The sequence below is a fragment of the Siminovitchia sp. FSL H7-0308 genome, assembly GCF_037980985.1.
Classification (GTDB): Bacteria; Bacillota; Bacilli; order Bacillales; family Bacillaceae_C; genus Siminovitchia; species Siminovitchia thermophila.
This window is the reverse complement of the sequence record NZ_CP150282.1, coordinates 1,077,804-1,097,049: the sequence shown is the minus strand read 5'-3', so window position 1 is coordinate 1,097,049 and position 19,246 is coordinate 1,077,804. Positions and strand designations below refer to the sequence as shown.

The window sequence follows — 19,246 nt, the reverse complement described above, 5'->3', positions numbered from 1 at the left end:
TGATCATCGAGGCGCTTGTCAATCAAACAGAACGTTGTTGTGTAAAAATGATAGACATATGTAGTTTCTTTCAGCGTATAATATTATATTCGATAATGAGCGCTTGCTTGTTATGAGGAGACTGTTTCTTCGTATAACTATAGTCTGTTCACAAAATGTTAAACCCGTTTTAAGCAAAATCGGAATACCGGGGAACAAACCGGAAATGGCTCAAAAATTCGAGAAAAACGAAATCCGCTGACAACCAGCACGACCATATTAAGCGCCAAAGGATATATTCTGTAAGCTTCAAGAAAATGAAAAATTGCCTGTTACATATTTGATGATCAGATCAAGTTCATGACACCTAATAGGATGAGTGTTTTGTTTTCGTCAACTGTATGACCCATTTTCATTTCAATATTGACCCTCATACAGCTATGCATATTCCAAAAAATGGTAGCCCTAGAATGATTTTCATGCAAGACGTATGATCATATTGTCTACATCCCCACTATTCTAATTTAGGGACGTTAAACTTCACTTCTGTTCCATGATTCACCGAGCTGGTAATCTCTAATCCGTGTCCGTATATTCGTTTTAGTCGTCTGTTTGTGTTGATCAACCCAATGCCGCTTCCAATCTTGGTTTTCTCATTCAGTATTCGGCTCATTAATTCTTTGCTGATGCCCACACCATCATCCGCAACGGCAATTGTTGTAAATGTAGGATGATTTTCAATTCGTATCTCAACGGTTCCTCCGCGTATTCTTTTCATAACGCCATGACGGACAGCATTCTCCACAAGCGGTTGAATCGAAAGGGGTGGAACTTCGAAAACCTCGTTTTCATCCACTTCCCATTTTATTTGCAAGCGATCTCCAAATCTCTCCTTTTGGATATACAGATAAGAACGAACCAGTTCAAGTTCATGATTCAAAGGAACGAGCCGCTTCAAATTTTCCGCATTAAAGCTTCCGCGCAAGTATTCTCCAAATGTATTAAGTAGGTTAATCATTCTTTCTGAATCAATTTCACTTAGCGATGCGATTGTATTTAAAGTGTTAAAGAGAAAATGAGGCTGAATTTGAGCCTGCAGCCACGCGGCTTCCATATAAAGACGCTCATTGGCTGAGTCTTTAAAATCAATAAGGGCACGTACGCGAGATTTCAGTTCGAGAGAATGAATGGGCTTTGTCACATAATCATTCGCCCCTAAAGAGAAAGCAGTATACACATCTTCAGGATCATTTCTGGCAGGTAATAAAAGGATCGGGAGTTCCAGTGCGGAATATTTCTCCCGAATCAACCTCGTCAATTCATAGCCGGAAATATGGGGCATGATGGCATCGATAATGATTAAATCCCATTCAACTTTATCTAACATGTCCAGTGCTTCTTTACCGCTTATGACAGTTAAGACATCATATTTGTTAGCCGGGAAAAGATTACTGATGACTTTCAAAGTGACCGGATCATCATCTACCACAAGAATATAATGCTTTTTGCTGTCAGCCATATGATTTTGCCGCTTGCGCATACTACCATCAACCGCAGCCGCCGAATCATTTATATCCATACTCTGTATTGCCATATTCGCGACATTTTCTTTTTTGGCCAGTGGCAATGTAAAGAAGAAATCTGATCCCTTCCTTAATACAGATTCCACTTGTAAAGTGCCCCCATGCAATTCGATTAACTGCTTACAAACATTCAGACCTAGGCCCAACCCAGTATCATATGGTTCTCCTTGTTCATAGGGAGCCAATATTCGCTTCTGTGTTTCCTCATCCATTCCCTGCCCGGAGTCCTGAACATGAATCACCGCCATATTATCACGCACATCGGCATCAATGACTATTTTTCCTGCATGTGTATACTTAATGGCATTATGCAAAAGGTTAAACAATATTTGAATCAGTCTATTTTCGTCAACATATACGTTTGGAAAAGAAGACGGAATCGTTGATATCATTTGAACCTGCTTTCCTTCTGAAATAAACCTTAACATGTCGAACACCCCCGAGACAGATCCATGGATATTCGTACTTTGTGGGTTTATCTGGATTGTCCGCTCCTTGAGCCGTGTATAATCAAGAAGATCGGCGAGCATAAAGGACATGCTTCTTCCCATATTGATCAGGTATTTAAGATCATCCTTGTCTTGTTTTGCAAATTCGGTCCTTTTCCCATCATATATCGTTTGTGCCATAATGATCATTTCATTCAAAGGTGTCCGCAACTTTTTAGAACTATTCTTTAAAAATTCATCTTTCAATGTATCCGCCTTTTGTAACTCATGGACAAGTTCTGCCGCTTGCTTGTTTTTCTTATGATATTGTTTAAACCAAAAGATAGCAAATCCGAGAAAGGCGAATATATAATCAAAGGGGTAAAATGGTATTTCCATCTTGGCCAAGACTTTGATCAGTCCCCAAATAATTCCGGAGGTCGTACTCAAAGTAACGAAGGCAAGAAAAAAAGATTCTTTGTGATGATGAAAATATTCTTTCAGAGCCAAAAAAAGAATCGTGATAAATGACAAGAAATAAACGATAAAGAAGAGGGCATTTGCCGGTACTAAATATTCTGTGGGAAGCGCGATAATGGTTAGTGCGCAAAGACCGTATAATATCGTAAACCAACGAAAACATTGGTCATTTCGGTGCTTTTCCAATAACATCCTCATTAATTGCACAAAGAAAAATGAAGAGCCCAAATAAATCAAGTTCCCCAGCTTCATGGACCAATCATAATCAAGGTGAAGCCATGAGAGCATACCTTTATCGTAAATCAAGACCTCATCTATCGCCGGAAAAAGGAAACCGACTGTAAAAAAAAGCAACATTTTATGTCGATAAATAAAAAAATAAATGAGTAGTGAATATATACTATGAAGAATAAGGACAACGACAATCATCGTGATCAAATTTTTTATGAAACTCTCTTCCTTGATAATCGCCTCGGCCATACCGAATGTGATCGTTTTATTGATCGTTGTACTTTCAGGAGTATCGAAGTTAGAAATATGCAAAATAATATCAATCTCTTGTTGATCAGTGCTAAAGAAAACTGTGGACGGTATATCTTCCCCTTTATGTTCGTGAGGATTATCAGCCACTGTACCAGAGCGTGCTTTTAACCGTCCATTGATAAACAATGCAGAAGCCGTTTTTGCTGATGGTAACCGAATCCCAAATGTACGCACATCTCCCTGATTTCCGTCAAGTAAAATCCGTAACCGATATGTTCCAAATTGATAAGTTACGTTCTTTTCCCCCTCAAATGGTACCGGCAATAAAGTTTTTTCCATATTGCTTACATTGCCGTTTGTCAGGTCGGGAGAAATGAAAGTATTTGGAATAAAAGCCCACTCCCCGTTCAGCGTAATGGTCTGATCATTACTTAAATCATAGTCTTGCAAATCCAAAACACCATCATGCGCCAAAGGTTGCTTTGGAGGATAGTGATACGCCACCCATAAAAGACGAAGAGTTGTCAGAAAGATAAAAATGAACCCTAGGGTTAACAAAGGCTTCAATTTAAAATTACTCAAAACAGACGCCCCACCCTCTCCATGCCATGGTATAGGCATCGCAAAAAGCCTGATGGCAAAATAACCGCACATAAAACAATGCTTATACGTTGAAATCCGTGCGGGAGATTATTATATTGACCCATAAACACCCTATTATTTGCTTGATTAAGATGAAATTTGATTGACCAATCAAATTTAACAATTGAAACAAGACATTGTCATGTAGCAGACTAAAGCAGGGAGTTAACAACCGCGATCTATTTTCACTGAAAGAAAAAGACTCCTCAAAATGGAATGGTTAATCGAAAAATAAACTTTCAATAAAATATTGTAAAGTGGAAGCCCATATATTTAGATACAGCATTTTATCAAAATAAAGCATGAGACCCAAAATGACAATAACAAAACCGCCAAATTTCATTAAAGCGGAAGAATACTTTAAGATGAACTTAGTCTTACTAATAAAAAGCGCCATCAAAATAAAGGGAATGCAAAAGCCCAATGAATAAGCCGTAATATTGGCAAATGTTTGTCCGGGATTTAAAACGCTTGCATATATAATCGCCCCGAAAATAGGCCCTATGCAAGGTGTCCATCCAGCGGCAAATACGAAACCAACTAAAAAAGAACTGAAATAGCTAGAAGATTTTTTTCGATAATGAAGCCGAACTTCTTTGAACATGAATGCCGGTTTAATAACGCCCATTAAAAACAGGCCCATTGCCACTAAGAAAATGCCGCCAAACATTTTAATATAGCTTTGATAGGCAGAAAAAAACGCTCCGAGCTTGCTAACAGAAAACCCCAGGATATAATAAACAACCGAAAAACCTAAAGAAAAGAACAGCGTATGAAGCAATACTTTTTTGCTGAAGAAAGTTTCTTTTTGTTCTTTTAACTCATTTACAGAGACCCCGGTTATGTATGAAATAAAAGACGGATACAGCGGCAAACAACATGGAGAAATAAACGCTAAAAAACCTGCACTAAATGCAAGTAATACAGTGACATTTTCCAACTTTTTTCACTCCTACAGCCATACTCGCTTACATACCCGAAATATGGGAGCTGTTTGCATCAATCGTATAGCCTATCCCAAAATAAAACAATAGGGTGCTTGAATACACTGTGACGACTTTAAGAACAAACTACCGCTTCTAGAGAAAGTGGATAGTAAGCCCATAAGGACAGAGTAAATGAACAAAGAAGCGAGCAACTCCCCAATGGATTTGCCCGTGATTCAGTTTTCAAGGGTTTCTCAACAACTGGAGGCTGGGACACAAGTTGAAATCTGATGCATATTTGTAAAAATCGTGAGAATAAAACCGCGTGAAATCAAGGTTTTAAACTTGATTTCATGCGGTTTGTTTCATTTTACAGGGGTTGTCCCGCTATTTCGTATTTGCTTATGTCCCCAGCCCCGCTTTATTTTTCAAACTTGTGATCAGTTCGCTTTTTGTTCTGTTTCCTTGAAGTCTGGAAACAAATCAAGAAAGGATACAGACGGCCCATGAATGAGTTGACGTTCCGCTATTTTTTTCCGTTTGACGCCAAGGTTTCGTGTCTCTACTCCATTGTAGGGGAGCCGCCCAAGCGGCTCACTTTTACAAAATGACCGCTCTGGCTCCCTTCTTTTCATGAACTAATCTTTCAATAATGTCCTTGAATACAACAGTCCAACAACCCCAACGATAATAAAGAGGATAGCCCGAATAATGATGGAAATATTGATCAAGTCAATGAAAAACAATTTCAATAAACAAAAGCCAATGAGCAAGCTCCCGATGATTTTTACAGCTTTCCAATTCCATTTCCGTCCCAAACTAATGGAGAGAAACGCGAATAAAAAGAGTAAAAATGTATGAACTAAAAAGACATATTCTCTATCCCAATCGTACACATTTGTAATGGCGAAATACCATTTATTTAAGAAGATAAAACAAGTAACTTGCAGCGCAATAAAATACGCAGAAGCTTTTGCTTTCATTCCTTCCTTATTAGGAAGTTTTCCTTTGAAAATGATCACAAAAAGGCATGTTAACAAAAAGACATATCCGATTTCCACAAATAAATGAAATAAAAACCATTGATTCAGAAAATCATCGGTTAATGGTAGAGAAACAATGACAAGCCCCAACACCAAATATTCGATCACGGCCGCATACGTCACATAAACCCCATGTTTCCATTTATATGCAAAATACATGAAAAGCAAGGCGGCCATAAAGATGAGCGCTTGAATATGGCTTTCTGTTTCATATGGCAGGTAAGTCTGAGCCAGCCAAATTTGGGTTAAGTGAAAAATATAAAGCAGGCTGATGATTTGCCCGATCATCAGACTCATATCAATCTTTTGGACTTGTAAATGAAATTTGTTCGGCCCAAAGCGATAAATAGAATGATAGATCCACCCCATCGTTATTAACAACAGGAGCCAAACGAGATGATCATATGAAACAAACCGCTCCATATATACAGTTAAGATAACCGTCCAGGCTGTAATCCCGTATATGATCGAACTCGTGACAATCGTCCGTTTCGTAGCATAATAGAGGCCGACCCATAATCCGATCGCGCCGTTAATAAGCAATAACATTAATTTCACTTGAATATGTTCAAGTTGAAATGACAAGATAAACACACTCGTTGCAAATACCGCTACGGCTGATAGCACGCCTTGTAACGAACGATCTTTTTCGGAAAACACATATGCTGTTAAAACGATGTATAATAATGCAAACAACCCGTAAACAACCACTTCTTGGGGCTGGATGAGCAATTTAATCCAGCTTATCGCAAATACAAAGTTTGTATAAATTAATACTTCTGTAAATACTTGTCTTGAAATAAGTCCTCTTATATAAAAAGTCAATAAGGATATATGCTGAATGAGGACGGTGGCTACAATAATATATTCACTGCCATACGTTCCTGCAAAGTTGGCATAAATCATTAACGTTACATGGAACAAGACAAAGGTTACATAAAAAGTGATTTTGTGTTTCTCACTTAATGAAACATAAAATAATGATAAGAAAAGCAATAAGATATATAAACAAAATTGAAGAGCTGTTGCTCCTTGACCTTCTAATAAAAATGGCAGTAAAAATCCGGCGATGGCAGAGAAAATGGTAAGCGTTTCGGACTTTGTTTTTTTAGACAAAAATAATCCAAGCGCAATGTAGAAGATCCCAATCATAAACGCCAACATATAATGAAAATAATCGTATAAATAGTGTGCGGCAAATGTCGTTAAAATCCCCAAAGCAATAACTCCGCCCAGCAACGTCACCCCGAACAATTTTTTCTCGCCTTTTACATAGCGCATTCCTAAATAGTAAAGAAGTATGGTGCTTGCATATCCCATCACAATTCTGACTGAATAGGTAATCCAGCCGTTGTCCATGCCGACTTTCAATCCCCATAAAAGCCCAGTAATAGAATGAACATGAAAACGCGCGGCAGCCAAATTCCCAATATTTTTTCAAAGTCTACTTCTTTTTTCGGCTCCTGTTTCATTTGAACAGGTTGAGCTGTTTGCTTGCTTTCCAACTCAGCTGTTGTCTGCGCAACTGTTTGCTTGTCTTCCAACTCAGCTGTTGTCTGCGCAACTGTTTGCTTGTCTTCCAACTCGGCCGTTGTCTGCGCAGCTGTTTGCTTGCTTTCCGGCTCAGCCGTCATTCGTTCTCCTGTTTGCTCAACCGTTGTTTTTTGTGGTGATTCCTTTACTTCCGCTTTCCTGATGTCGGCAGTTGACAGGGGCTCCATTTTCGCAATTTTTCGCTTTAAAGTACTTACTTCCTCTTCCAAGGTTTCAACTCTTCGGACTAATTTCTTTATATTTTCATCCATTATACTGCTCCTTTTTATGGAAATATGTCCTCCCGCCATTATATCTGGAAGATTCATCATGTACAATGTACGAAAGTCTTATAAAAAAGAATTTACACACAAGTTCCATCACATTACTCCTTGCTGTATATTTATTGCTGTCTTACCAAGATCATAACAAAACAAGGCTATTTTGGGATGCAACTGATTTACTTCTCCTTATTCCTCACATCACACAACTTTCCGCCGTAATCAACTACAGCGTGAAGACGGGTCAGCGAGATAATGGAGTCCAAGGTGATGGCAATCATATACAAAGCCAAAAAAGGTTGTCTCAATGATACGAGACACAACTTGATATGTATGGAAAATCAAATCGGCCATTCTGAAAATAACGTGATGGTAAATGCCATCGGCCATAAAAACGTGACGGTGAATGCCAATAGAAGAAATTCGCAGTAAATGATTACTTCTGTCATTTTCGCTGTCAATGTCATTTATTCCCAACGGTATTTCTTTATTATAATGGAATACATTTGTCTAGCGTAACGGTAGAATCAACAACTTTATTCCGGGGGCAACTCCTCGTTAACCCACGTCAACAAAATGAAAATAAGAGCTGATGAAACATCATCAACTCTTTACGCCCCCACCTTTAATAAAATTGATTTCTTTCAGCGGCCATCGCATCGGCTTTCGTTTTGTGAACAGTACCGAATGGATGTTGTGGCGGTGCATAAATGGAGTATAATTTCAATGGTATATTTCCAGTGTTGGTTACGTTATGCCATGTACCGGCAGGCACCATAATTGCATAGTCTTCATAAACTCTTTTCCTAAAGTATAAATTTTCTTTCGTATTACCCATTTGAACAATTCCTTGCCCCTGTTCAATTCTTAAGAATTGATCAAGATGTGGATGAATTTCCAAGCCGATATCCTCTCCCGGTTTGATACTCATCAATGTGACCTGTAAATGCTTCCCTGTCCACAAGGCTGTCCGAAACGTGCGATTTTGCTTTACGGCCTTCTCGATATTCACCACAAATGGTTGACTTCCATAGTCCTTTCTTTTCAATCTGTCAGTGGGAATTGATGAGTGCGAGGAATCAAGTTGATTTGAATATGGAGCAGTCCAATATACCGGGTGTCTTGCATAGTCATATGCATAATAAGGGTATGGATACATATAAGAAGTTTGGTACAATTTGCTCATTCCCTTCACAAATATATACATCATCCTATGCAAGATGCTTTGGGAAGGTACATTGACTTTTGACACTATTCCGGGCTCCAACCACTTTTACCGCGAAAAAAAGATTTCCTTTCAACAAATATCCTTCACATCTTTTTTCTATATGTTGTTTTGAATCAATTAGAAGCCGTCTTTACAAAAAGTAATGAAATGTGCCTTGTTTTACCATAATAAAGACGCCTAAGCCTATTAAAACAAAAGGAACGATAAAATGACCGTAGCGTTCGAGTGCCCGGGCAAATAAAGGTTGTTGAACTAATACAAGTCCCAAATAACACCAAATCGCTACTAGGACTAAAAAAATCACTAATATCAACATAATCCTCTCAAGGTTATAAGTTGCAAACAGCGGAATATAGACTCCCATATTATCGGCGCCATTTGCAAAGGTTATGACTGCGGTTTTGAACAGCCACATAACAGGGCGGCTTTTTTTCTTTCGCGACTGATATAAAGACATGAGTGATTTCATTCCGAGATAGATCGGAATGAACCCAAATAAACCTACCCACTCCTCGGAAAGTTGCAAAGTTCCAAAAGCCCCGATAAAACTAATGGATAGAAGGAGAATAAAACCAATGTATTGCCCTGCTACGATATACCATTTTTCTTCTGTTGTTTTTGCTTGTGAAAACCAGGTTATCAAAAACAAGAGGTCATCAAGATTTGTTGCTACAAAGAATAGGATTATTGAAACAAGACTTAACATCTCTTATGGAATCACCTTTTCTTTTGGTTTTCTCTTTCCTAATCCCATTTGTTTTTTTCAAAAGAGCATCTCAGTAAGAATCGTTATCATTCCATTATATTGATAAAAGCAATACAAATGACTAATACTGAAAATCTCATTAACATTTTATTCTTGGAGTTTGCGTAGGCATTATTGAAAAAGTTGATTAAGACCTATTGCCATAAAAATGAGCCCGGCAACAAGGGAAGAGTATTGGCCAAAAACTTTTAAGAAAACAGTATTTCCTATCACATTTCCAATCCAAATGCAAATATATCCCCAACAAGTAATACTAATGATCAAAGGCCAAATAAGTAATTCATATGCAACCGCCGCTCCAAATCCGGCAGCAATATTGGTGACCGACAAAGCAAAACCGAGGATAATAGCCTGCCGCAATGTAGGCTGATGAATTTTTACCATCGGTTTATTTTTTCCATAAAGTAAGCCAGAATAACGATTATAAATTGTCAAAAATCCGATAGAAAAAAACACACAAAAAGAAACAAGTCCAGTTGCTGTAGGAGAAATAACCTGCGAAATGATAGATGCTAAAAAAACACCAATCAGTGTGTTAAAGAAACCAATGACATTAATGATGGCATTGAACCAAGAAGGTATTCTAAAATGTTTAAGCCCATATGCAATGCCAACTCCCGTATTATCTAAATTGGCACTTAATCCGATCAGATTGATGATAAAAAAAGAGCTGAGCCATTCCAACGAAAATCCCTCACTTTTTGTTTAATGGCCATTCCAGTAATTTAATCATGAAGCCCTGCAAATTATCATATGTAAGCCGAGTGCCGAGCGTATCCTTAAAACACCTACTTAAAAGCCGCGGTAAATACTCTATTCTTTCCCAATGTCGTCTAAATGCCACTCCCATTTTTCTCCGTATGACCACTGGAGGAACGAGAACGAAAGCCCTCATTTTGGAATGTTTTTGATTACTGTTTGAAATAAAAAATGGCAGGAAAGCCAAAAAAGACCGAATCCAAAAAGGATTCAGCCTGGAATGATATTTTAATTGGGCTAAGGGAGGCTTGAAGGAACAACTAGTTTCTGATTCAACCCACCATCCGATTTCATTCTCAGTAGGAAATGCCCCTTTTTTAGTCATATGAGGTATCCCCTCTTTCAAACATGGTATAACATGACGGGGGAATACGGGGTGTTCTCATCAAGATTTTCATGGAGGAAATTCATATGTTGATAAACTCCCCCAAGCGATTCAGTAAAAGGCATCTCTAATGAATGAAAGTCTCTTGTTTATCTACAACTGCCACATGCCGCTCAAAGCCTACATCAGAAGGTTCATCATAATAAATAGTTGGACGTTCGAACGGAAATTCTTTCATTTTTTCCTCCTTGATTTTTATTGTGGAAAGCTGCTTATATGTTTGGTCTTTCTTTTTTTCCCAAGAATCAGTTCAGCGATTTTTTTAAAACAGATAAAACCTAAAGTACCACCCAATGTATTTAATAGTAAATCATCTACATTAAACGTCCGTCCTGATAAAAAGCCAAAGTATACAAGAACAAGTTGGCAAGTCTCTATCAATAAACTTGTAAAAAACACGATAAGCGTTGCTTTTTTTATACTCTGGATGTTAAAAATGAACGGTAAATACACACCCAATGGGAACAGCATGATAAGATTAAAAAAGGAGAGTTTTACCGCATTCCAAAAGAACCAACTGTTTGGGCCATAACCGCTCAAATCCCAAATAAAATAAAACGGAAAAAGCTGTATATTGACAACTCCCCTTTCAAGAGGAGGGATGTGAATATATCCCGTTGTAACAGTGGCTACTACAATGAAATAGAAAATAAAGCTGAACAGGATCGTTCTCTTTAATAGGTTTTTCAATTTTTTTCTAAAAAGATCATATATAATAAATAACAATAAGCCGATGAATCCGATTACAGTTATGATGTTAATGCTCATATTAAACTTCTCCTTACCTATTACTATTCGGAACATGATGCTTTATTGATTCCGCAGAATGAGGAAAGACAATCTTTCAAAGCTTTATGTAGTAAGCTCGCCACTTTATTTCCCGCATTAAGAACTCGTGACGATGGGAAGGCGGAGCCTATTTTCTTCTTTATGAGTCATTACAGTGCTCTTTTTTTGTTACCTTTTCGAACTAAGCTGCCCTCCCCCTTCTTGACTGGCAACCAACTAAACTACTTCCAATGATCCGGAAATTTGGCGGCAGCCAAAAAGCGGAACCAAGTTATATTGGGAAGCTTCATGGGGTGTCTTGTACCTTCCCCACTTTGAAGATTCTTCGAGGTCTTCCACGTGTACCGGGGACCTCTTCCCCCACAATCTGAGCCAATCCGTGCTTTTCCAAGTCACTTAATATTCTTCTGGCATTTCGTTGTGTCATTCCTAACCATTTAGCAAGTTCATGGGCGCTTAAGGAACCGTTTCTTAATTTTTCTTGAACCGCTAGTACTTTCGTGTAGGTACTCACATTTACACCTGCAAGCTGCAACTTATCTACGACTTCCGAATCATGAATGCGCCGTGTGAATGAAATACTGTTTTTATCGAAAAGCGGCCCGTTCACCACTCCCTTTTCATCTACTAACATGATCGTGTTTTTATCATATTGATTTGCATGGTTTAATGCCAGATAGGCATTTTGCTCCGCATCTACAACGGTAATGCCATAGCCGATCCCCAGATTGGCCGGGAGATTCGTAATGAGCTTTATCTTTTCTAATAAATCAAATATGGATTGATTGGATTGGTCTTCCAGCGTGCCTCTTGTAGAAAAAATAATAAACTTTTCAATCCCTTGTTGGATAAAAGATCCTTGTATTTTTTCGGCAAATTCAATCACGATTTCTTGCAACTTTAAACTTAAACGATGCGCATCAAAGGACACATTGCTTTTACTAATCAAATGGCTCATCTCATGTATTTGCAGGATCAAGATAGAAATTTGGGAACTTTGAAATTGCATAATTTCACTTCGCTGTGTCGCAATCAACATTTTATCCCTAATATCCATTTTAGTCGGAATGAGCCGATAAGAAGGTACGCCCAATTCATTTAACTTCTTATATACAGAGTGAATGCCCGTGATACAACAATCCACTTTATTTTGTTTATAAAGATCGTAGTGATATTGAAATAATTCCTCACTGGGCTTATAACCGCTATAAGGAAAAAGTTCCAACGATTTCGTTTGCAAATGCAGTTCGGAAAAAGTTTCCATTACTTCGCTGGCAGGTATTGTGTCAAAACTCAAACGATCTAAGCTTTTTTGATCACGATAGGATATATCAAGCAACACTTTGGTTAAACTAAACCCCGTTAAAGATGGGTAAAAACCGCTTTTTGATTTGATATATGGCTTTGCTATCGCATAAGGAGCTTGTCCCGAAAAAAACCACACATCAATTTTATCTTTATGATCCAATACAATGTCTTTTGCCTCTTCCGAATGTGTATAAACAAACGGGACTTGCGTGATTCGATCATGAAATTCTTGTGCAACCTCCAATATAAGATCAACGGAATCTTGTGGTCCGACAATTCCTATTCGATTTTTCATTGATGTTCTCCTTCGATAATGGTCGTCCGTTCATTTTTACAGATTACTTTATATACAGATCTCCTCCAAACACCGTTATTATACCATAGAAAAAACCCTATCTTTCCTTTCCTCTCCATTTCTATTTAAATTTTTTTACTATTGACAATAAAACATCGTTTATTTATATTAAGGAATATATAAGGAAATATCCTTAATATAAGCAGCGCAAAGAAATAATAAACTACAAGGGCGCCTGCCAGTCGCCGAAAAACTGCATAAGATCAGTATAAGATGGGAACATGGTTTGACTAGCCATTGCCATGTATGTGGCTGTTGGATGATTTTGGCGGGCTTAGAGGTTGCCAAAGTTGTTGAGAGGGAAAAACGCTGTCAGGTTGGGAGTCCCTCCCCTCTATCATAGGACAGCAAAGCCTCAAGGAGAATGTCATTCCTTTGTTGAGCTTTATAAGGGTAAACAGTAATCTATCTCGAAATGGTTCGCGGCGCGGGACAGGGCTAATATACCAGATTTGAGCAAGCCTTCATCCTCCCCCCAACAGAAATGATTCATCTTATTCTTGGTATAAACATACTCATAAACTATAACGCTGATCCCATGTAAAAATGACCATTTACGGAATAGATATGGAAGTATTCCATTATCATAAAGAAGGAAGGTTAACCATGGACATCAATATTCAGACACATATACTACAGGTGGAAAATGACATCATTGAGATCAGAAGGCATCTGCATCAATATCCGGAACTGAGTAATAATGAATGGAACACTTCACAACTAATCATGGAAACGCTGCAAAAATACGATATTCCTTTTGAAAACGGTTTCGCGAAAACAGGAGTTTTAGGCATTATTCATGGTCATTACCCAGGAAAAACAGTCGCTTTACGAGCTGATATGGACGCTCTCCCGATTGTGGAGCAAAATAGCTGTTCTTTTGCCTCTAAACATCATGGTATCATGCATGCTTGCGGCCATGATGCGCATACAGCCATGTTACTTGGAGCCGGTTATGTGCTGAATAACTTGAAGGAACATATTCACGGAACGATTTTGCTCGTGTTTCAACCAGCGGAAGAAGATGCGCCGATTGGGGGCGCACAAGCCATGTTGGAGGATGGCGTTTTTGCGACATATACACCTGATGTCATTTACGGACAACATGTCTGGCCCGAACTTCCCGTTGGAAAAGTAGGCATTCGAAATCGGGAAATGATGGGTGCGAGTGATCGTTTTCATATTACGATCCATGGCAACGGGGGGCATGCGAGTATGCCTCATGAGACGAGTGACGCCATCGTGACCGCGGCCTATTTAATTACAAACTTGCAATCTATTGTTAGTCGAAATATTGATCCAATGGAGGCTTCTGTTATTACCATCGCCAAAATAGAAGGTGGCTACGCGCCAAATGTGATCGCGGACAAAGTAATACTTGAAGGATCGATTCGAACGTATAAGCAATCTATTAAAAATCGAATCAAAGAACGCTTTTTTATCATTACCAATCAAGTTGCCGAGATGTATGAAGCAAGGGTAGAAATTGAGTACCAAGATGGATATCCACCTACCGTTAATACGCCCAAATGGGCGAGCTTGGCACGTAAATCGGCACGAAAAATAATGGGACCAGATGCGGCGCCAGAAGTAAAACCAGCATTAACAGCCGAAGATTTCAGTCGGTTTTTAAACCGATATCCGGGAGCACTTATATGGTTAGGAACTCAACTAGATGATCCAACAGCACAAAAACCGCTGCATGACCCTCTTTTTAAGTTAAATGAACAAGCTTTGCCGCTTGGAAGCGCCTTATTAACCCAAATTGCCATCGACACATTACATGAATTAAAAAAGGATGAAAATAATGATAGCTGCTTTTATTGACGATATATCGCCGCAACTAGTAAAATGGCGGCGCTCATTCCATCGAGAACCTGAGCTTGGATTTATGGAATATATCACAACGTATAAAATTGGGAAAGAATTACAGAGACTTGGATATACAATCTACCTTGGAAAGGATGTAATGCAAGACGAATCACGATTAGGTGTTCCCGAGAACAAGAAGTTAATAGAACAAGAGACGATTGCCCAAGAGTGGGGCGTCGAAGAGTCTTGGTTACATCACATGCGGGGTGGATTTACAGGTGTTATAGCAACGATCGATACAGGTAAAACAGGAAACCATCTTTCCTTTCGATTCGACATCGATGCATTGCCAATTGATGAATGTAAAGAGTCATCTCATTTTCCTTCTCAACACCATTTTGCATCTGCGTTTCAGAATGTCATGCATGCTTGTGGCCATGACGGCCATATGACGATTGGCTTAGGGTTGGCCGCCTTTATTGCTAAATATATAAATGAACTAAAGGGACGCTATACGCTTATTTTCCAGCCTGCCGAAGAAGGTGGGCGCGGCGCGAAAGCAATTGTTGATAAAGGGTGGCTTGATGATGTTGATTATTTTTACGCCGGACATATTGGCATTCAACCTCTGGCAGTGGGAGAAGTGGCCGCAACTACAAAAGGGTTTTTAGCTTCAACCAAATTGAATGTCACGTTCCAAGGAGAATCTTCCCACGCGGGAATGCAGCCGGAATTAGGGAAAAACGCTTTATTGGCTGCCGCTACAGCCGTTTCTAATTTATATGCAATCCCTCGTCATAGTGAGGGAATCACACGTATCAATGTCGGAAAATTAATGGCTGGAAATGGGCGAAATATTATTGCCGATAACAGCAAGATGGAAGTCGAAACGAGAGGAATCACACGAAAAGTAAATCAGTATATGTTTGAGGAGGCAAAACGCATCATTGAGAGCGCGGCTTCCATGCACGATGTTCACTCACATATTGAAGAAGTGGGCAGCACCAATGAAATAGTTTGCAGTGAGGAGTTGATCTCTCATATTTCAGCATGTTGCGCAAATGGTGTCTATATTAAAAACATCATTCCGGAAATAACTGTGATGGGTTCAGAAGATGCAAGCTATATGGTGGATCAGGTTCAAAAAAATGGTGGTAAAGCAACTTATATGTTGTTTGGCACTCATTTACACTACCCTCACCATCATCCACGATTTGATTTTCAAGAAGAATTGCTGCCCGTGGCATTGGAAACGTTTATTCGTATTGTGCTTGCGGAAAGAACATCCTCTTAGTAATTGATGGCCTTTCCCAAAGTGAAAAACAATCATTCACACCGATTATATGTAAGCGCTTTATAAGATAAAAAGTAAAGAGAGGGTAAATGATATGGCTTTAGAAAATAACTCCGTAAAAAGGTCAAAACTGACAGGTTTCTTAAATGGAATTGAACGAGTTGGGAATAAATTGCCTGACCCCTTTATGTTGTTTGTGTATCTTGCAATCATCGTGATGATCTTCTCCTGGCTTGTTTCTCTTTTTAACGTTTCATTTATCCAGCCGGGAGAAGAAGAAAAGATTTTCGTCAAAAGCTTAATGTCAACAGAAGGATTGGAATTCATTTTGACCTCGATGCTGGATAACTTTGTCAGCTTTAAACCTTTAGGTCTTGTATTAGCGATGATGCTTGGGATTGGATTAGCCGATAAAGTAGGTTTATTGGAAACCGCGATTAAAAGTACCATTGTAAAAGCGCCAAAATCACTTGTGACATACGCGGTTGTTTTTACCGGAATTATGGGAAATATCGCTTCTGATGCAGCCTTTGTGATTATTCCTCCCCTGGCCGCGATGGTGTTTTATAACATTGGACGACATCCATTGGCGGGATTAGCTGCGGGCTTTGCCGGCGTCGGTTCCGGCTTTACAGCAAACTTTATGATTACGGGAACAGATGGACTCTTATCCGGTATTACTACAGAAGTAATGCAATCCCTCGGTTCAGATATCGTTGTTACACCGGCAGATAACTGGTACTTCATGGTAACTTCTGTTGTCATCTTATCTGTTGTCGGGGCCTTAGTTACAGAAAAAATAGTTGAGCCCCGACTTGGAAAATACGAAGGATCTGTCGGGAAACAATTTGAAAAGGCTACGGCATTAGAAATGAAAGGGTTAAAAAATGCCGCGATTGCGGGGGGAGCCTATATTGCTTTTATAATCATTGTCCTGCTTATTCCTCATTCTCCATTAACAAATGAACGTGGTGGAATTGTCCCTTCATTGTTTTTAGATGGAATTATTCCCCTTATTATCGTTTTTTTTATCATTCTCGGTGTTACGTATGGCCTCACATTGAAAACAATCACATCGACACAAGATATTGGAAAATATATGGGAGATGCCATGAAAGACATGTCCGGCTTTATCGTGCTCATATTTGCAGCTTCCCAGTTTATCGCTTACTTTGATTGGTCTAATGTAGGTTTATGGATTGCGGTAAGCGGAGCAAATTTTTTACAGTCCATCGGTTTAACAGGCATATTGGTCATTATCGGTTTTGTTTTCTTAACAGCGATCTTAAACTTGTTTGTCTTTAGCGGCTCTGCGCAATGGGCTTTGGAAGCGCCCATATTTGTTAAAATGTTTTATTTTCTTGATTATCACCCCGCTTTTGTGCAAGCGGCATACCGAATTGCGGATTCGTCGACAAATGTCATTACACCCATGAACCCCTATATGATGATCGTGCTTTCCTTTATGAGAGACTACGATAAGAAAGCCGGAATTGGCACATTGATTTCCCTCATGTTGCCATATAGTCTGTTTTTCTTGGGAACATGGATTCTTTTACTATTGTTATTTGCCTACCTCGGAATTCCGTTTGGGCCGGGAATAACCGTTCATTTATAAGATTGTGATGAAAAATCATTACTAACAAGGCTGAACACGATCATGGATTAACCTAACAACAAAAAACACCTTCGAACAGGTACGCAGAAATAACATACACAATTTCGAAGGTGTTTTTGCATGAAGTCAAAACGAAAAAAGATCGCAAACACTGTTATGAACAATCATCATGCCATCCATTTTGGCGGGTCATCTTTAGACCAGTAAATCTCTCCAATTTCATGGTGCTTTTCAAAATGATCTTTACTCAAATGATAATGGAAATTAAACCAGTATCCTTCTAACGGCCTCTTATCACGCCTGACATGAAATCTGGCAATATCCATATCATTTCGCACATCATATACATGAAATATTTTTTCTCCGTACCCATCGGCGGGTTGATCAGTAATCATGAAATAGGGAACTTCTTGCGATCCCGCCTCGACAAGCAGGGTGGTCAAAACTTCTTCCATTGTCGGTAAAATGACCTCCATGAAGTCATCTTCCACCTGCTCCAAAATTCTTGGTCCCAATTTCGCTATCGCTTGTTCTCTTGCCTGTTTGGCCAGTAAAGCCGTTTTGCTTTCCTTTTCTTCGGGATAATGGACACAATCTCCATCTTCAGTTGGAGAGTCGGAGCCTTCATCATTTTCCTCAACGATTTTACTTGAAGAAAGGATATTTTTCTCATCATTTACTTTCGAATCCGGTTGAGCTGACGGGATATACAATCCAAAGGTCATGATGGCTACAAAAAAGACGAACATTCTTCTGAGCCATAGCTTCATTTTTGGGATCTCCTTTCTTCACAACCCCTATATGTAATCGGGAATATAGACGGTCTACATTCAAAATATGAATCTATCGTATCTTTCACCGAAAAATCAAAACGATCTACCAAAAAAGCATGTATGTAAGAACATGATCATTATGTATATGTTAATATATTTTTTCCGTTTTAGCCAACTGATTTTCCTCATTTTAGGGAAATAATATGTGGAAGGAATGGATCATTTTTGTCAGCTGCCCCATCCGCTTATTTGATTTCAAGGAAATTCTTGATCGGTCAACGATGACTTTCCCAAATTTTGGTACTAGTTTTCAATATAGCTTTGGGCAAGGTCCCAAGTCCTTGATGGAACATTGTTTTGAATAAGCATATTTCCTTTTCACTGAATCTCTTTTTCCTACAACAATAAATAGTTTGCATAGGCATTTTCCTCAAAAGGCTGAACTTTTTCCGGATGTAAATAGAGTATAATGGCTGTAGTATAATCTTCTCCATACAATAATGCAGACAAAGAAACCCGCTTTTTTATTCATTTTCGTGGACAGTAACCACCCTTTTTTAAAATAATCCCCTTCGTATACATCAAGTCCTTTTTGCATCCGGCTTTCCCCTTCATGGCATCTGGCAAAGCGGCGTTAAGTACCAGTCTAAAGGGAAGATGGTTTAGCCTCATTTTCGTGAACATACATTGACTTCAGCCCCCTTTCTTTTTATCCTTAAAGAGGACAATTGAGCAAGCTTTATGTATGCTGAAGAAAACAAAGGATTAAGACATGGAAGAA

15 protein-coding genes are annotated in these 19,246 nt (G+C 38.9%); 4 read left to right on the top strand and 11 right to left on the bottom strand.

Going from position 1 to position 19,246, the window contains the following annotated elements; genetic code table 11:
• Window positions 1-493 precede the first annotated feature (493 nt).
• The 4 genes from MHB50_RS05225 to MHB50_RS05210 all read right to left on the bottom strand — a co-directional run bounded on the left by MHB50_RS05225 (window position 494) and on the right by MHB50_RS05210 (window position 7,369).
• On the bottom strand, window positions 494-3,535 hold the full coding sequence (locus MHB50_RS05225) for an ATP-binding protein (protein ID WP_340084959.1): 3,042 nt from the start codon (window positions 3,533-3,535) through the stop codon (window positions 494-496).
• Between the two features lie 280 nt (window positions 3,536-3,815).
• On the bottom strand, window positions 3,816-4,535 hold the full coding sequence (locus MHB50_RS05220; RefSeq protein WP_077110189.1) for a cytochrome c biogenesis protein CcdA: 720 nt from the start codon (window positions 4,533-4,535) through the stop codon (window positions 3,816-3,818).
• A 624-nt stretch (window positions 4,536-5,159) separates the two neighbouring features.
• Entirely contained in the window at window positions 5,160-6,935 is a 1,776-nt protein-coding gene (locus tag MHB50_RS05215) for a DUF2339 domain-containing protein (RefSeq protein ID WP_340084958.1), read from the bottom strand.
• Window positions 6,932-7,369 (bottom strand): hypothetical protein, encoded by a 438-nt coding sequence (locus MHB50_RS05210; RefSeq protein WP_340084957.1) that lies wholly within the window; start codon window positions 7,367-7,369, stop codon window positions 6,932-6,934. Before MHB50_RS05210 ends, MHB50_RS05215 begins: the two co-directional genes overlap by 4 nt.
• 279 nt (window positions 7,370-7,648) lie before the next feature.
• On the opposite strand from MHB50_RS05210, the gene MHB50_RS05205 reads away from it, so the two are divergent.
• A complete protein-coding gene (locus MHB50_RS05205) occupies window positions 7,649-7,810 on the top strand; it encodes a hypothetical protein (protein WP_340084956.1) in 162 nt (53 codons plus the stop codon).
• 193 nt (window positions 7,811-8,003) lie between these two features.
• On the opposite strand, the gene MHB50_RS05200 is transcribed toward MHB50_RS05205, so the two are convergent.
• The 5 genes from MHB50_RS05200 to MHB50_RS05180 form a co-directional block, all read right to left on the bottom strand.
• Window positions 8,004-8,555, bottom strand: a complete 552-nt coding sequence (locus MHB50_RS05200; protein ID WP_077110236.1) for a cupin domain-containing protein — start codon at window positions 8,553-8,555, stop codon at window positions 8,004-8,006.
• Between the two features lie 181 nt (window positions 8,556-8,736).
• On the bottom strand, window positions 8,737-9,312 hold the full coding sequence (locus MHB50_RS05195) for a cadmium resistance transporter (RefSeq protein WP_340084955.1): 576 nt from the start codon (window positions 9,310-9,312) through the stop codon (window positions 8,737-8,739).
• Window positions 9,313-9,483: 171 nt separating this feature from the next.
• Complete coding sequence (locus MHB50_RS05190; RefSeq protein ID WP_340084954.1) at window positions 9,484-10,056, bottom strand: hypothetical protein; 573 nt, start codon at window positions 10,054-10,056, stop codon at window positions 9,484-9,486.
• A gap of 655 nt (window positions 10,057-10,711) precedes the next feature.
• Complete coding sequence (locus MHB50_RS05185; protein WP_340084953.1) at window positions 10,712-11,284, bottom strand: VanZ family protein; 573 nt, start codon at window positions 11,282-11,284, stop codon at window positions 10,712-10,714.
• A 307-nt stretch (window positions 11,285-11,591) separates the two neighbouring features.
• Window positions 11,592-12,908: a hypothetical protein gene (locus MHB50_RS05180; protein ID WP_339162378.1), complete on the bottom strand. Its 1,317-nt coding sequence runs from the start codon at window positions 12,906-12,908 to the stop codon at window positions 11,592-11,594.
• Between the two features lie 666 nt (window positions 12,909-13,574).
• On the opposite strand from MHB50_RS05180, the gene MHB50_RS05175 reads away from it, so the two are divergent.
• The 3 genes from MHB50_RS05175 to MHB50_RS05165 all read left to right on the top strand — a co-directional run bounded on the left by MHB50_RS05175 (window position 13,575) and on the right by MHB50_RS05165 (window position 17,692).
• Window positions 13,575-14,795, top strand: coding sequence for a M20 family metallopeptidase (locus MHB50_RS05175; RefSeq protein ID WP_340084952.1), 1,221 nt, complete (start codon window positions 13,575-13,577; stop codon window positions 14,793-14,795).
• Window positions 14,776-16,074: an amidohydrolase gene (locus tag MHB50_RS05170; RefSeq protein ID WP_340084951.1), complete on the top strand. Its 1,299-nt coding sequence runs from the start codon at window positions 14,776-14,778 to the stop codon at window positions 16,072-16,074. The genes MHB50_RS05175 and MHB50_RS05170 overlap by 20 nt, the downstream gene beginning before the upstream one ends.
• Before the next feature lie 94 nt (window positions 16,075-16,168).
• Entirely contained in the window at window positions 16,169-17,692 is a 1,524-nt protein-coding gene (locus MHB50_RS05165) for an AbgT family transporter (RefSeq protein ID WP_340084950.1), read from the top strand.
• Between the two features lie 167 nt (window positions 17,693-17,859).
• On the opposite strand, the gene MHB50_RS05160 is transcribed toward MHB50_RS05165, so the two are convergent.
• The gene (locus MHB50_RS05160) at window positions 17,860-18,462 is read right to left on the bottom strand and encodes a YpjP family protein (protein WP_077110178.1); all 603 of its coding nucleotides are present in this window, start codon (window positions 18,460-18,462) and stop codon (window positions 17,860-17,862) included.
• Between the two features lie 433 nt (window positions 18,463-18,895).
• On the bottom strand, window positions 18,896-19,063 hold the full coding sequence (locus MHB50_RS05155; RefSeq protein ID WP_340084949.1) for a hypothetical protein: 168 nt from the start codon (window positions 19,061-19,063) through the stop codon (window positions 18,896-18,898).
• Between the last annotated feature and the right edge of the window lie 183 nt (window positions 19,064-19,246).